Below are 16,036 nucleotides of genomic sequence, written 5' to 3' on the forward strand. Positions count from 1 at the left end.
TAATCCTCTTTTTATTCTTTTTTTTGATTAAATGGTCAGTTAAAGACTAAACTTTATATGAATATAACATTAACTTAAAAAAATCAACAAATACATCTGCCAATTCGTTAAATAAATTTCATTTTAAAATTCTAATTGCTCTGCAATGCACATTTTACAGACTGCGTTTGGAGATTCGAGATTGGCATCTTTTACTGGACAATAATAAACTCCGTCATGCTCTTCTACGTATAATGATCCTGGAAATGGAGTCCCAACAGGATGAATAGGTTCATTCAGAATGAATGTGGTGTATATTGAAACAATTCCATAAATCAACGGAAATTTGGATTTAGATTTAATGGATTCATTATCCTGATAAGATTTTAAAGTAGCAACAGCATCAATAAACTCTTCCTTGTCTATGTCTGAATCATAATGAGTTTCATCGCTGGAAATATCTTTGATTCTGCCTAAAAAATATTTAGCATATACTCCATGGCTTTTCATCTTATAACTGTCCTGAACATATTTGCTTTCTTCAATCATCTCAGCATTGACTGCCATTAAATCGAATACTGAAATCGTAGAAGAATACTTCTTTAAAATTTCTAAAACAGAATCACAGGATACAGATTCCTCATTTGAAATTACATTTGAAAAATCCTCATATAAGTTATTGTCATCCATTTATCCACCACATGATAATATTTACAGAAGTTTAAGATGTTCTTCCAGTTTTTCTTTATATATAATTTTAATCATCAGACAATTAAATCTTTTTTCCATTTCAACACAAATATTCATAATTAGCATTCCAGATTAGGAATAACATCATCTATCTATCGAAAAATAGAATTTTTTAAAATTTATTTTTTCTATTGTATAATATTAAATATTGTTAAAAAAAGTAGAATCTCAAATATATTCGGAAAAATGTTAAAATAATTATACAAAAAATAAAAAAAGGTAAAGAAGTTATAAATTGTAAACTTCTTCGGATGGAACAATAGGTATGTTGTTGTCTTTTAATACATCGGATAGCCTTTCGATTTCATCTGCATGCAATAATAAAATGGCTTTGTTTTCTTTGTCATGTGTAAAAGCATATAAATATTCCAAATCAATTTCATTGTCTTTAATGACTTTTAAAACTGATGTAAGGCCTCCGGGTGCATCATTCATTTCAACACCAATGATTTCTGTGATTTTTACAAGGAAATTGTTTTCTTCCAAAACTTCCCTTCCTTTTTCAGGGTCATCGACAACAAGTCTTAAGATACCGAATTCGGAAGTGTCCGCCATGCACATTGCCCTAATGTTCACGTCATTTTCTGAAAGTACTTCCAGAGGTTTGGATAGGCTTCCCATTCTATTCTGTAAAAATATTGATAATTGTTTGATTCTCATGTTCATCACCTAATGTAAGTTTCTCTCATCAATTACTCTTTTTGCTTTTCCTTCAAATCTTGGCAATGTTTTTGGTTCTACAAGTGTTACTTTCACTCTAATGCCTGTTTCGTTTTCAATTGATTTGCCGATTTTATCTTGGATTGCCATCATTTCTTTTACACCGTCAAAGAAAATGTCATGGGATGCTTCCACTTTCACTTCAATTTCATCAAGTGTTCCAGGTCTTGAAACTATTATCATATAATGAGGCTCTACATCGCCAACTCTTAGCAATGCTTTTTCTATTTGTGATGGGAAAATGGCTACTCCCTTAACTTTAATCATGTCGTCAGATCTGCCGGTTATTCTGCTCATTCTTGCGTGTGTTCTTCCGCAGCTGCATTTTTCATAGGTGATTTTGGTCAAGTCTTTTGTTCTGAATCTTATGACCGGCATTCCTTCTCTTTCCAAGTTGGTTAAGACAAGTTCTCCAGGGGTGTTTTCTGGTAGGGTTTTGCCGGTATTTGAATCGATGATTTCGGGATAGTAGATGTCTTCTGCAATGTGCAGGCCGTTTTGGGCTTCACATTCGATACCTACACCAGGTCCCATTAGTTCTGTTAGGCCGTAGATGTTGTATGCTTTTGCACCGAAAATCTCTTCCACTTTTTGTCTGATTTCTTCTGTCCACATTTCAGCTCCGAATCCAATGGCTTTAATCCCTAACTCTTTAGGGTCAATTCCATCTTCAAGGGCGACTTCTCCCAGGTGGATACCGTATGAAGGGGTAAAGATCAATCCTGTTGTTCCAAAATCGCTCATTATTTCGATTTGCCTTCTGGTTTGTCCTGTGGAGATTGGAATGATTGCTGCTCCGACTTTGTGGGAACCGTAGTGAACTCCGAATCCTCCGGTAAACATTCCGTATCCGTGGGTGTTCTGCAGGATATCATCTTCGCCAATGCCCATCATGGTAAGTCCACGTGCAATTGTCTCTGCCCATGTATCCAGGTCCTTTTGGGTATATCCTGAGACTACAGGTTTTCCTGTGGTACCTGATGAGGAATGCAATTCTTTGATTTCCTTGATGTCCACTGCAAAAAGTCCGAATGGGTAGCTTTCCCTCAGGTCATCTTTTGTTATAAATGGAAGTTTTTCTATATCTTTTAAAGTTTCAATGTCTTCCGGATAAACTTCAGCTTCGCTATATCTTTTGTTGTAATAAGGTATTTTATCAAATGCTCTTTTAACGATAGCCTGAAGCTTCTTTAATTGCAATTCTTCAAGATCTTCTCTTGACATAGTTTCAATCTTTTCATTCCAAAACATTTTTAGCCTCATTTTATGTTAATATAATTTATTTGGTTTTTGCATACCTTAAAAGTTACCCTCAAACATGGGGCATTAATATTTAAATCATGAAATTGTAATATATTATTGATGTTCGCATTATTGCACATCGGCATTAAAAAATTTATATACTTTGTTAAAGTAATATAAAATTGTAATTTATTAAGTTTTATTTGATTATGGAGAAATTAATATGGATATGATGAGTGTTTTATGGCAAGTTGGTATTTTTGCATCTGTTCTTGTTTTCGGTGTCAAGATTGGCCTGGCATCAGGCTTGGCTAATTTGCCAAAGAAATTGTTTGCGGTAATCTGCATTGCATATGGTGGAGGTGTAGTTATTATATCTGCAATTGCTTCATTGTTCGCTGACCAGCTGATACAGGCAATCTACAGTTATAATTCAATATTCTACATTATTATGGCTTCAATCATGATTGTTGCAGGTTTGTTTACAATAAGGGAATGGAAAATACATGATAAGAATACGTCAACTGCGACTTCTCTGGCCATTATTGCTCCTTGTCCATGCTGTTTCGGTTCAATTATTGCAAGTGTTTTGGTTGTTGCACCAACAATAGGCGTCAGTTCACTTAACTTAAGCTGGTATGCCGCTGCAGCGTTGGTTGCTGTAATGATTGTAACCTATTTCGCATCAAATACAATAGTTAAGTACATTGATCATCCTTATCCTATTGTTTTGGGCAATTTCATGCTTTTATTGGGAGCATATTTCCTGCTTTCAGCAATTGTCATTCCAAACATTGCAGGAGCTTTGACAAAAACCACAAGTCCTATTACTATTGGTTCTCCTCAAGACATACTTATGGTTGTTATAGCATTTGCTATTTTAATTTTTGGCGGTATGATTTTAAATAAAAGAGGTAGAAGTATTCTAGAATAAATTTAGGTGAAAAATTATGGCTTTAAATATTCCTGGTGGAGAATTCTTAACAGGTTCTCTTGATGTAATCTCACAAAGTTTAACAATCCCCGTATTGATTATTTTGCTTATAATTGTAATTATATCAATTATTACTTTGGGTGGAGCTATTGCAGAATATACTTCAAGGAAAAAAGTCCCTGTTGGAACTATTAGAGACTTGATTTATGATATTAATGCAGCTGAATCTGTTGATGCATTGAAAAATGTGATTTCTTCAGCAAAAATTCCGAAATCTCAAAAGAAGGTCTTAAACGAAATCGCATCTTCTGAAGCATTAGGCCAATCTTCAAGAGAAGCCTTGGCTCGTAAACTCTTCGAGTTTGAAGAAGAAAAGACTATGGATACATTGCAGAAAACAGATATTATTACTCGTATCGGACCGACCTTAGGGTTAATGGGTACATTGATTCCTATGGGTCCTGGACTTGCCGCTTTGGGTGCAGGTGACATTAACACTCTTGCAAGTTCCCTAACCGTTGCTTTCAACACAACTATTGTTGGTATCGGTTCCGGTGCATTATGTTATGTTATAGGAAAAATTAGATCCGGATGGTATGATCGTTATTTATCTGATTTAGATGCTTTAATCGATGCTGTCTTGGATAGAATGAACAGTTAGTGATTTTATGGTAAGAAAAAATGGTAGAAGAAGATCAAAAAGAGTCGAAGAAGACCCGATGGCAGGTACATCCAACCTTGTAGATGCAATGCTTGTTATTGCTGTTGGTTTTCTTGTTTTTGTTATCATAAGCTGGAACATGCAGGCGATGATTGACCCTACACAGAACATACATGACCAAATGCAGCAGAAGATGACAGAAGTGGACCAAGGTCAGCAGTTGAATGAAACCCCGGACACTTCAAACAGTACAGGTCAGGGTTATACTGAAATGGGTAAGGTATACAAGGACCCTGCTACGGGCAAGCTGATAATGGTGGAAGGTTGACCCTTTCACATACAAACTTTTTTTTAAACTTTTTTTCAACCGATTATTTTATTTACTTGTTTTACTAAATTAATACTTACGAATTTTTAATGGTGTTTAATAATATGGAATTCTGTCCTAATTGCGGTAAGATGTTAATGCCTGATAAAGGCAAGATTAAATGTAGATGCGGTTATGAAAAATCTCTTAAAAAGGAGGATTTGGAGGAGCAGTATCACATGGAAGGCGAAACCAATCCCGAGGCAAAAGTGATTGTAACTGATAGGAATAATGTTGCCCTGCCGACTACAACAATAACCTGCTACAAATGCGGAGGAACAAAAGGCTACTGGTGGACAGTGCAGACCCGTTCAGCAGATGAAGCACCAACAAACTTTATCAGATGCGCCAATTGCGGAAACACATGGCGAAGCTCTAACTAGAACATAGGATTCCCTCTAAAATAACTAATGGTATAACTAATAATGTAAATTTAGTAATTTTTTATGATTCTTTTTTATTATTCTGTATAATATTTTTAACATACTATTTTTTTTTAAATGAAATTCCTATAAAGAAAATGATTACAGCTGCATGAAGCTAAAATTTATTAAACTGTCGAATATTTTTTAAATTTACTAAATTTTATAACTTTTTTATTATAAATTGTTTACAAAGTGATATTTTTCAAAACCATTTACATGATTTTATTTATTTTTTAGATAATTTTTGTCGAGGATTAGCTCAATTTAAAATTTAAAAAATTATTTTAAAAATTTTTAATTATTTTAAATAATTCCTTTAAATTTATAACTATTTGTTTATTTAATTAATTAAATATTGAATAAAAATCTAAAAAAAATCAAAATATTTAAATACAATCCACATCAAACTTAAAACTGTAAATAATTGGCAATATCTGCAATTATTACAGCACCTTTAATTAATCAAAAGTTTTCATTTGATTTAAATGGAAAAGGAAATGAAAAATCGCATCCGTGAAATAACCTCCGCAATGCGAAAATACGGTTTTGGCAAATACTATTCATAAAATGAATGATGGGGAGATGAACTTAGGTTTGAAATTGACAGACTTGACCCTAAGCAAGTTTTCATTGGTTGTGATTATTGCAGCACTTTTAATGAGTTTTTCTATAGTGATGACCATTAATAGGGGACCAATTTTATTTGACATGCCTTTGATTGCAGTTTTAGGTTAGTTAGCAACCTTTATTTTAGGAATTATAGGCATTATAAATCATTTAAATGAATGATGGAAATTAATTATTTAGTTTGATGGAGGGAGATTAAATGAAAAAACATTTGATATGCACAATACTAATTTTGATATTTATTTTTTCAATGGGAACTATAAGTGCACAGGATATAAACGATACGGCTCAATCAATTGATGATGAGAATGGAATTGTCATTGCTGATTCAGATTTGCCTTCAAATTCACCTAAATCTTTTAAAGATCTGGAGAATGATTTGCCAACATATTATGACAATGTATCTGAATTTAATATAAGCGATGATTATGCATATAATGAAGAGACAGACTCTAATATGACACCATTTGATTTAATGATTGGAGGCTTCGATTTTACCATAAATGGGAATAATCATTTTATTGACGGAAAAAATCGGATATCCGGATTCATGATATTTGGAGGAAATATTACAATTAAAGACTTAACATTTATAAATTGTAATGAGTCCTGGATAAATGGAATGGGTACAACCGTTAATTTGAATAATGTTAAATTTATAGATAATGGAACTGATGGAAATCAAACTTTAATTAAAATAGTGGGCTCTAATTTAACTGTAAAAAATTGTTCATTCTATTCCACCACCAAACATAAAGCAGATATCGTGGGAGCATTAATTAGTAGCGTTTCAGTTGAGGATTCTACATTTTTAGGAGGAAGAGTAGATTATGGTAGGATTTTAGTTCCTTATGGTTGCAATTTGTATGTAAATAATGCAACCTTCACCAATTCATCTGCTAGATATGCACCAGCAATCTATTGTGAAGGACTTCAGTGGGTAATTAGAAATTCAAAATTCATTAATCTGAGTTCAGACTTATCTTCAGGAGCGATAGGATTTAAATTTCCACATATTGCCGATTTTAATCAAACTCCTTTATTTTTAATAGAAAATTGCATATTTGAAAATACATCTTCCACAAAAGATGCCGGCGCAGTGTTCTTTGATTCTTTAGGAATGCTAGCTTATGGGGCTCTGTATGAAAATTTAACATTGGATATTATTAACTCAACTTTCAAAAATTGTAGCAGTAATTTTGGAGGAGCTATCCTCCACCTCTACGGTAATTTAAATATTGCTGATTCAACTTTCATGAACAACAAGGCAACCAGTTCCGGTGGCGCAATTTATACTTCCTGTACTAATTTGAATATTTCCAATTCCACTTTAACCAATAACGTTGCAGACTATCAAGCTGGAGCAATATTTTTCGATGAAGGGAATTTGACCATTTCAAATTCTAAATTAATTGGCAATAAGGTTACATATTCCGCCATAAAAAACACTGCACACACAATCTATGCATATGATGCAAATATGATTTTTGAAGATTCATTATTCAATAATTCCGGTGTAAGCGTTGTTGGATTTTTCAGTGATTTAAAAGATATGAATACAACATTTCTTAATGATGAACTGTCTACAAACAATACCGAATATGAATATTTTGTTGCAAGATATGCAATGCCTATTGAGCTGGTCAACAATACAATAGATGTGGATGGCATTCCATCCAAATTCGATTTGCGTGATTGGGGATGGGCAGGAAATGTTTATAATCAAGGAAATAACGGAGCTTGCTGGGCAGTTGGTTCAGTAGGTGCACTTGAATCAGCATTGCTTAAAGCAACAGGAGTTCAACATTTATTCTCACCAAATAACATGCAGAATATGGAATTGATATATTCAAAATATGGAAGTACAGCCATGATTGAAGGGGGATATGTATTCAGTGCCCCAGGATATTTATTAAGTTGGTTAGGACTTCAAAGCAGCGAAATAGACCCTTATGATGAAATGGGCAAAATATCTGAATTGATTTTTGATGATGACGAGACAATTCATGTTCAAGATGTGATCGTTATTCCGGGAAGAACAGATACAACTGATATCGAACTTAAAAAAGCAATACTCAACTATGGAGCTCTTGCCATCATATACGGTGCACACGGTGATACAGAGCCATATTTCAATTCGGAAAATGGAGCATGTTATTATAATGAATCACACAGTGCAAACCATTTGATTGATGTTGTTGGATGGGATGATAATTATTCAAAGGATAACTTTATCATTACTCCTCCAGGAGACGGCGCATGGATTTGTAAAAACAGTTGGGGAACTGGAACTGGAGATGGAGGCTTTATCTACTTGTCTTATTATGATATGTCATTTTTATATCTGGAGAACATGACCGGTTTATTCTCAGGAGCGGTAGGATATATATTCAATAATACCATTCCGTATACGATTAACTATCAAACCGACTTTGCAGGATTGGGATATTTTGATGGAAACTACACACATTACTCAAATGAGTTCATTTCACAAACTTATGAACTATTGGGTGCTGTTGGAACCTACTTCAATGAAACCGGGGTTGATTATGAACTTAAAATCTATGTTAATGATGAGCTAATTCATACACAAACCGGCACCAGCGAATATGCAGGATTCAAAACAATCATTTTAGATAAATACGTTCCAGTCATTCTCGATGACAAGATTAAAGTAGAATTTAAAAGTAATTCTGTTCCTATCGCAACTCAAACAAGACAACACCTTCTTGCAAATGTATCATTTGTAAGTGCCGACGGTGAAAATTGGATTGACGCTCTTGATTTTGACAGTACAGTTTGTCTTAAGGCATACACTGTTGATGATGATACAAAAATAATTGATAATGAAAACATTACAGTTTACTACAATAGTGGATCTTACTTTAGTGTAAAGGTTGTAACTGCTGACGGCAGACCTGTCGGTGCAGGCGAAAGAGTTAAATTCACCATCGGTGAAAAAACTACTACCGCTAGAACTGACAATGATGGGATTGCCAAAATCGAAATAACCGAAGAACCTGGCACTTATGTCATGACAACAACAACATTCAATGGTGATACATACACAAACACCATTACTGTAATATCAAACTCAAGTAATGATAATAATACACCGGATAAAGGCAACGAATCTGATGACAAGTCAGTTCCTGACATTAAGCCAACTCCAAGCAGTACCATGCCTGCCTATTCAAGACAGTCCAGTTACAACTCAGAATACGTATACACATTATACCGTGCGGATGACATGAAAGTAATCTGCCGTTCAAATGTAGTTATTCTTAAGGCATTGATGGATCTCTTTAAGGTTAATCTGACAAATGGACACCTAAAAGTATACATTGATGGCGTGCTTGTATTTGACGGTGATGTAGACGATAATTTATCTAAAGTAATTTTTGAGATTCTTGAAAAATTCTTGGGCAAACATGAAATTACTGTAGAGTTTACAGACAGCGAAGGAAAAACACAAACTTATAATGAAACAATGATAATTGAATAACTATTCAATTATTATTTTATTTTTTTAATTTAGACAATATTTCTCCAAATCTAAATCAATGATGTTTCCAATTAATTTACATGTGGAAGGAATTAGAAAAAAGGATTAAGAAAAATCCATATGAGCTTGCTGGTGGAAATGAATATGTTATCAAGAGAGCAAAGTTAGGTGTGAGTTTTTCTAGGATTGCTAAAGAAATGGGATTAATATGGCGAAGCTCTAACTAAGCAAATTTAAAGCTATTATATTTAATTTAAATTTTAAACTTTTTTTTTTTATTTCAAATCATTCCTAAAATTGAAAGTTTTATTATATATGAAAAATATAGTTATTTATGTATATTTCATGAAGGAATATCATATTAAAAAAGTTAGAAGATATTGACGTCCGCATTGGTTTGATATATCCTGACTATTATGAGAATGTTTTATTGTCATTGGGTTTTAGTTTTTTATACCATATGCTAAATGAGAGAGATGACTGTTATTGTGAAAGAGTGGTATCAGAAGATCTCTAAACAAGGACTTCTCTGATGAAATAGTGGATTATCCAATTATTCAATAAATGTCAGATTGGATTTCAATTCTAATGAAGACTCACAAGGATTATGTTTTATCCTGTAGAGGCAATGAAATTGGAGATCCTATGATGAACAGCAGTCTTAATAGCTTGATGTCCGAATGGGAAAAATATTTCCCAAAATATGAAATCGGTGATGAATTGCCTTGGGATTGTATAGATTTGGGTTATAGGAAGTCCTTTATAAGGAGGGAACATAAGAAACTGTTTAAAAATGAACTCACTCCATGGTGTTGAGAAAGTCCATGCTATAACTGCAGGGATAACTGTCGCGATAATGATTTAATTAAAAAAATAAGGGAGCGTGCTTCTTAATGGAAATCAAAGATAAGATTTTGGTTATAAGTGATGATGATGAAAATAAGTTAGTTAATCAATTTGAAGAGATATTGAAAGATAGCGAAATCGAAATGATTTCTTCCAGGTCCGACATTGACGATTTGAAAATGAATATGAGAAGGGACTTTTATGTAATCTTCGTTGATTATGACTATCTTGATACAGAGGTCAACAGGTTGGTAAGTTTGATTAGGGATTATCTTCGTGCATTGCCTCTTATTGATGTAATGTCTTTTGACACTTCCATTTTTAATAGGGAAAAGATACCTCATGTATCTTTCTTTGATAAGAATAGTTCATTTGAATCATTGCACAATCAGTTGCTTAATTTTATAAAAATCATGAAATTCAACAAATCCCTTAATGACGTTTCCCATCTTCCGGGAAATTTTGTTATAAATGAGGTTATGGAAACCAAACTCAGAAATAAGGATGATTTTGTAATAATGTATCTTGACATTGACAAGTTCAAGGCATTCTGCGATTATTTCGGAATATACAGGTCAGGCAAAGTCATTGAATTCTTATCTTCATTATGCATCAAGCTGGTTGATGAGTATGGGGTTCCTGAAGATTTCATAGGCCATGTCGGTGGTGATGATATGGTATTGATTTTTACCGACTTTGAAAATGCTAAATTCATTGGAAACAAGATAATTGAAGAGTTTGATGCCCATATAAAAGATTTCTATGATAAGAAAGATGTGGAAAAAGGATATATAGAAGTTTTAAACAGGAAGGGAATTATGGAAAAATTCCCATTTGTAACATTGTCAATTGTTACAATTAGTAATGAATTTAAGGATTATTCCACTACTGATGAAATTTATAGGGATATGATGGTTGCCAAAAAAGAGGCTAAACAAACAATGGGGTCTATTTTATTGCACAGCACATAATTGGGGTGATATGATGATTTATAAAAATATTGTTGTCATTGATGATTTAGGAGATGTTTTTGAACCGTTAAATGATGCCTTTAGTGATGATTTGGAAATAAAAATAAGGCATTTAACTTCAGATTTCGATTCATTAAAGAAATATTTGACAAGGGACACTTATATTATTTTAATAAATGAAACAGGTTTGAAGGTTGATTTGGACCAATTGGTTGATTTTATCCAGAGGAATCTGTTTTTCTTGGCAATTCCGATATTGATAGTTTCTGATAATGAAGAAGTAATCAAAAGACCTCCAAAATTGGATTCTCCAGTTTTGAATGTTGCATTAAAACCATTGGTTATGAGCGATTTCAAACCACGTCTTGAATATGCCATTGAAGTCTTTGAATACAACAGGAATATTAATGACATATCAGGCCTTCCTGGAAATAAGATTATAAGTTCAAAATTGTTGTCTGAAATTTCTAAAAATTCCAAGTTTGCATTGGTATTTTTAGATTTGGATAACTTCAAAGAGTTTGATGAATATTACGGATTGTACAAAGGAAGCCAAGTCATGTATTTCTTGGCCAACTTGATTGAAGAGTCAATTAAAGAGTATGGTTCTATTGAAGATTTTGTCGGTAATGTCGGTGGAGATGACTTTATAATGATTTTAAAAGATTATAAGGCTGCTGATTTAATATGTAAAGACATAATCGCAAAATTCGATAAACAGATTCTTGATTTTTATGATGAAGATGATATCAAAAACGGATATATTGAAACAATGAACAGGGATGGTGAAATCGAAAAAATCAGTTTCATGGGAATTTCTGTTGTTATAATGAACTATATGGAATTCAAGGGCAAAATGTTCGATGAAGTCTTCAGAAAAATGAATGAGGTTAAAAAGATAGCAAAACAGGTTGATGGAAGTGTTCTTCTGGACGCTAAGAACTATTGATTCTGATTCATTGATAAAAAGTGTGTTACATGGCAAATAAGAATATGGAAATCCTCACGGGAGATCCAAAGACATCATTATTGAAGCTTTCATTCCCCATAATGGTTACACTATTGGTAACTACCCTTTATAATGTAGTTGATGGAATATGGGTTGTTGGCTTAGGTGTGAATGCAGTTGCGGGCATAGGTTTAGTCACTCCATTATGGATGATTATCAATGGTGTTGCAACAGGTCTGGCCAACGGTATTACCAGTTCAATCACCCGTTTCAGAGGGGAATATGGTGGGGAAAAGCCAGATGAGGTAGCCGGGCAGTCTGTAGTAATCCTTCTAGTCGTTTCAATTATATTGACAATAGGCCTATTGTTGGCTTTAGGTCCTTTCATAAATCTATACTCCCCATCCTCTAAGGCAACAGAAGAGGCATTTGCATATTCAATTCCGTTGTTTTTAGGTCTGTTCGGATTTGTATTCTCCTGTGGATTTTCAGGCATACTTCGTGCAGAAGGGGATACCAAAAGGGCAATGTATGCAACCACTTTGGGTATAATATTAAATGCCCTCTTTGATCCGATATTCATCTATGTCTTCAATTGGGGTTCTGCAGGAGCGTCAATTTCAACAATCGTTACTTCTCTAATCAGTGCAGTGATTATGTACTATTGGATTTTTGTCAGAAAGGATACTTACATAAACATTGATGTAAAAAGGATATTGAAATCCAAATGGGATTGGAGCATATCAAAGGATATTTTAAGCACTGGAATTCCCGCTTCAGCTGTTTTATTCATGTTGTCATTTGCCGCAATGATATTTTACTATTTGATAGGCATGATTTCCGGTGATTTGGGTATTGCTATATTTTCATCCGCCTATAGGATTTATTTGCTTGGCCTGTCACCCATATCCGCATTCTGTTCGGCATTGGTTGCAATTATTGGAACTCATTATGGTGCAGGCAATATCAAGGATGTAAAAAGGGCTCATACTTATTGTACATTATATTCTTTTATTCTCGGAGCAGTAATATGTGCATTATTCATTGTTTTTAAAAATCAGTTGGCTTATGTATTCTTATTAACTATAAATAACCCTAACCTATTTGAAGGCATCGTTGAATTTATTGCAATAACATCTTTCTGCATCCCGTTTTTAGGAATCGGTATGCCTTCCTCTTTTTTATATCAGGGATTAGGTAAAGGAATAATCAGTTTTGCCTGGACATTAATTTATGAAATCATATTCACTGTTCCGGCCACTATCTTTTTTGCATTTGTATTGAATTATGGTTTGACAGGTATTTGGTTAGGTTTTGTTGCTGGAAGGTCTGCTGCAGCAGTCTTAAATTACATCGGTGCAAGGTATTCCATAAAAAAATTGTCCAGATAATTTTCCAATAAGATTTATAATTAAAAAAATAAAAAGTTATTATTAAGGGAAAATTTTTTGAGATTTAATATGTATGGGGGCTTTTTATTAAAAAAAGATATTTTTCAATAATCTGCATAGTTGCATTGCTTTTGGCTATAGGGTGTGTTTCAGCTAGCGATAGCGATAACTCTTTACAGAGCATTGATGATAAAGCAGATTTGAAGGATTCCATTATCCCTGATGGCGGTGAACTGACATCCTCAAACGAATGGTATGTTGATGCAAGCAGCAGTGAAGGCGGTGACGGTTCACGTGATGCGCCATTTAACAACTTGAATAGTGCTATAACTCACTCAAAAGATGGCAACACAATATATATTGCACCAGGAACCTATAGCGGTTCTGGACTCAATGTAAATTTGAGCATCGACAAATCATTAAACCTCATTAAGCTTGGTGAGGGCGATGTGATATTTGATGGTGAGGGCACCTATCAGATTTTTAGTATTTCATCCAGTTCATTTAATATAGATGGATTGACTTTTACTCATGGAATGTCTGATGAAAATGGTGGTGCAATCTATTTTGCTAACGGATTAAAGGACAGTAAGATAAATGCCAGCTTCATTGAAAACAATGCCCGACTTGGAGGTGCAATATATTTCAATGATAAAATCATCAACAATACTTTTACAGGCTCATATATTCGCAATGAAGTAAAAAGCAATGGCGGAGCTATTCTTGTAAATGGAATTGCTAATTATAACACATTTTCAGCTGATTTTTGCGAAAATAAAGGAAACGGCTATTATGGCGGTGCAATCCATTTCACCAATCATACTTCTGATAATAAATTTTATGGAAACTTCCTGAACAATTATATTGTAGAGGGATCAGGTGGAGGCATAGTTTTTGACTGGGACGTAAATAATACAATATTTGCAGCCAATTTCAGCAATAACTATGTATATCATTTTCCTAGTGCCGCATTTGAAGTATATGGTACTTTTTACAACAATACAGTTAGCGGTTATTTTGAAAATAATCGTGAAGCAGCAGTATTGTTAAGCATATGTATCGATAATACGTTCAATGCCACATTTATAAATAATTCAGCCCGTTATGGAGGTATCCTATCCATAGAAACGTCCATTAACAATTATTTTTCATGCATTTTCATTAATAATAGGGGGCAAAAGGGTTCTGCGCTTAATTTTATGATGGACGTGATAAATACCACTATAGAAGGGGCTTTTATAAATAATACTGCCACTATTTTCGGAGGAGCTATTTCAATTTACCCATATATTAACTCAAGGGATTACAAAATCCAAAATCTCACCATCAGCGCTGATTTTATTAACAATACTGCGCAAAGATATGGCGGAGCCGTTTATCTTGTAACTAACTACAGCGTGCAGTTTGAAGATTCATTTTTCGAGAACAATCATGCAAAAAATGGTGGGGCAATCTATTTGGATGTTGCAAATGTTTATTTTGATTCATGTATCTTCAATGATAATGATGCTGAAGACGGTGGAGCTATTATTAATTACGGAAACCTGACAATCAGCAATTCCCAATTTGGAGATAATACTGCAACTTTGGGAACAAATTATATCAGCCTGAAAGATAATGCAACACTTACATTGAATAATGTAACCCCTGAAGACCTAAGACAATTACGTTTAGGAAATCTAATTTTAAATGCTAGCAATATTACATATGGAGAAAACGTAAGGATTATTGCAAACGTAACTTATGAAAAAAATGTTCCATTCAATGACGGTAAAATCTCTGTTGTAGTTAATGGCAAAACCTACAGCGCAGATGTTTCCGATGGAATCGGTACAATTGAGATTCCGGGATTGGATGCCGGAAACTATACTGTCAATGTTACATATGACGGTAATGAATATATCTCAACTGCACCGGTCGAATTCAGTGTCTTAAAGCAGGATACTGATATTGCTGCTACAAACAAAGCATACACAGTTGATTATGGAGGAACATACTCAATTGAACTGAAGGATGCAAATGGAAATCCTGTCAGTGGCAAAAAAGTGGAATTTATATTGGACGGCAAAGATATCGGATATGCAACCACTGACGCGGAAGGCATAGCTTCTATAGAATTAACTCCAAAAATACTAAAAGAATCAGGTATTAAGAGCCTTGAAATTAGATTTGATGGTGATGTTAATTATAATCCTGCATCAAAAGCAGTTGAGATAACTGTCAACAAGCAAAAAGCAAAAATTCTTCCAAATGAAAAATCATACAATAATGCTAAAAATATTAAAAAATACCCAGCTACTTTCAAAAACAGCAATGAAAAAGCAGTTAAAAAAGTAAAGGTCAGATTAGACTTTAAGCTAGGAACTTACAAGACTTCAAAAAATCAGTGCATTGTGTTATCTTTGTACAATATCAAATGGACAGAGGAAATAGGTCCTGATGGAAAGATCATCATCACAGATAGAAATAATGAGACTTTGTGCATACTGACAATAAACTGCTTTAAAGATGGTAAAACAATGATTATTGATTTTGACTATAAACGGGACCAACCTAACCAATTTACATTATATGTCACATTAAATCTGGAAACCCTTGGTGAAGTTCTAATCAACTTTATTTCCTTATAATCTTACATGGAAAAGGATTTAAGTTATTGTAACACAATT

The 16,036-nt window shown here is 33.7% G+C and carries 15 protein-coding genes; 12 read left to right on the forward strand and 3 right to left on the reverse strand.

From position 1 onward, the window contains the following. Positions 1 to 123: 123 nt before the first annotated feature. From TL18_RS04240 to TL18_RS04250, 3 genes are all read right to left on the reverse strand, one after another. The gene (locus tag TL18_RS04240; protein WP_067041792.1) at positions 124 to 669 is read right to left on the reverse strand and encodes a DUF2115 domain-containing protein; all 546 of its coding nucleotides are present in this window, start codon (positions 667 to 669) and stop codon (positions 124 to 126) included. A 288-nt stretch (positions 670 to 957) separates the two neighbouring features. Then, a complete protein-coding gene (locus TL18_RS04245; RefSeq protein WP_067041795.1) occupies positions 958 to 1,389 on the reverse strand; it encodes an acetolactate synthase in 432 nt (143 codons plus the stop codon). A 9-nt stretch (positions 1,390 to 1,398) separates the two neighbouring features. Further along, complete coding sequence (locus TL18_RS04250; protein WP_067041798.1) at positions 1,399 to 2,700, reverse strand: phenylacetate--CoA ligase family protein; 1,302 nt, start codon at positions 2,698 to 2,700, stop codon at positions 1,399 to 1,401. Positions 2,701 to 2,914: 214 nt separating this feature from the next. On the opposite strand from TL18_RS04250, the gene TL18_RS04255 reads away from it, so the two are divergent. The 12 genes from TL18_RS04255 to TL18_RS04300 all read left to right on the forward strand — a co-directional run bounded on the left by TL18_RS04255 (position 2,915) and on the right by TL18_RS04300 (position 15,997). Beyond that, complete coding sequence (locus TL18_RS04255) at positions 2,915 to 3,625, forward strand: DUF2162 domain-containing protein (RefSeq protein WP_067041801.1); 711 nt, start codon at positions 2,915 to 2,917, stop codon at positions 3,623 to 3,625. Positions 3,626 to 3,641: 16 nt separating this feature from the next. After that, positions 3,642 to 4,286 (forward strand): MotA/TolQ/ExbB proton channel family protein, encoded by a 645-nt coding sequence (locus tag TL18_RS04260; RefSeq protein ID WP_067041805.1) that lies wholly within the window; start codon positions 3,642 to 3,644, stop codon positions 4,284 to 4,286. Between the two features lie 7 nt (positions 4,287 to 4,293). Beyond that, positions 4,294 to 4,614 (forward strand): DUF2149 domain-containing protein, encoded by a 321-nt coding sequence (locus TL18_RS04265; RefSeq protein ID WP_067041808.1) that lies wholly within the window; start codon positions 4,294 to 4,296, stop codon positions 4,612 to 4,614. A gap of 104 nt (positions 4,615 to 4,718) precedes the next feature. Next, positions 4,719 to 5,036: a transcription factor S gene (locus TL18_RS04270; protein WP_067041811.1), complete on the forward strand. Its 318-nt coding sequence runs from the start codon at positions 4,719 to 4,721 to the stop codon at positions 5,034 to 5,036. A gap of 588 nt (positions 5,037 to 5,624) precedes the next feature. Further along, positions 5,625 to 5,813, forward strand: a complete 189-nt coding sequence (locus tag TL18_RS10950) for a hypothetical protein (RefSeq protein WP_156064559.1) — start codon at positions 5,625 to 5,627, stop codon at positions 5,811 to 5,813. A gap of 91 nt (positions 5,814 to 5,904) precedes the next feature. Continuing rightward, complete coding sequence (locus TL18_RS04275) at positions 5,905 to 9,210, forward strand: C1 family peptidase (protein WP_067041814.1); 3,306 nt, start codon at positions 5,905 to 5,907, stop codon at positions 9,208 to 9,210. A gap of 80 nt (positions 9,211 to 9,290) precedes the next feature. Next, positions 9,291 to 9,437, forward strand: a complete 147-nt coding sequence (locus tag TL18_RS10955) for a hypothetical protein (protein ID WP_156064563.1) — start codon at positions 9,291 to 9,293, stop codon at positions 9,435 to 9,437. A gap of 337 nt (positions 9,438 to 9,774) precedes the next feature. Continuing rightward, on the forward strand, positions 9,775 to 10,026 hold the full coding sequence (locus TL18_RS04280; protein ID WP_067041817.1) for a hypothetical protein: 252 nt from the start codon (positions 9,775 to 9,777) through the stop codon (positions 10,024 to 10,026). Between the two features lie 77 nt (positions 10,027 to 10,103). Continuing rightward, positions 10,104 to 11,027: a diguanylate cyclase domain-containing protein gene (locus tag TL18_RS04285; protein WP_067041820.1), complete on the forward strand. Its 924-nt coding sequence runs from the start codon at positions 10,104 to 10,106 to the stop codon at positions 11,025 to 11,027. Between the two features lie 13 nt (positions 11,028 to 11,040). Further along, complete coding sequence (locus TL18_RS04290) at positions 11,041 to 11,976, forward strand: diguanylate cyclase domain-containing protein (RefSeq protein ID WP_067041823.1); 936 nt, start codon at positions 11,041 to 11,043, stop codon at positions 11,974 to 11,976. A 29-nt stretch (positions 11,977 to 12,005) separates the two neighbouring features. Beyond that, positions 12,006 to 13,367 carry an MATE family efflux transporter gene (locus tag TL18_RS04295; RefSeq protein WP_067041826.1) on the forward strand — a complete coding sequence of 454 codons (1,362 nt, stop codon included), beginning with the start codon at positions 12,006 to 12,008 and terminating at the stop codon, positions 13,365 to 13,367. A gap of 131 nt (positions 13,368 to 13,498) precedes the next feature. After that, complete coding sequence (locus tag TL18_RS04300) at positions 13,499 to 15,997, forward strand: Ig-like domain repeat protein (protein ID WP_156064566.1); 2,499 nt, start codon at positions 13,499 to 13,501, stop codon at positions 15,995 to 15,997. Positions 15,998 to 16,036 lie beyond the last annotated feature (39 nt).

Origin of the sequence: Methanobrevibacter sp. YE315 (assembly GCF_001548675.1) — an archaeon.
GTDB lineage: Archaea > Methanobacteriota > Methanobacteria > Methanobacteriales > Methanobacteriaceae > Methanocatella.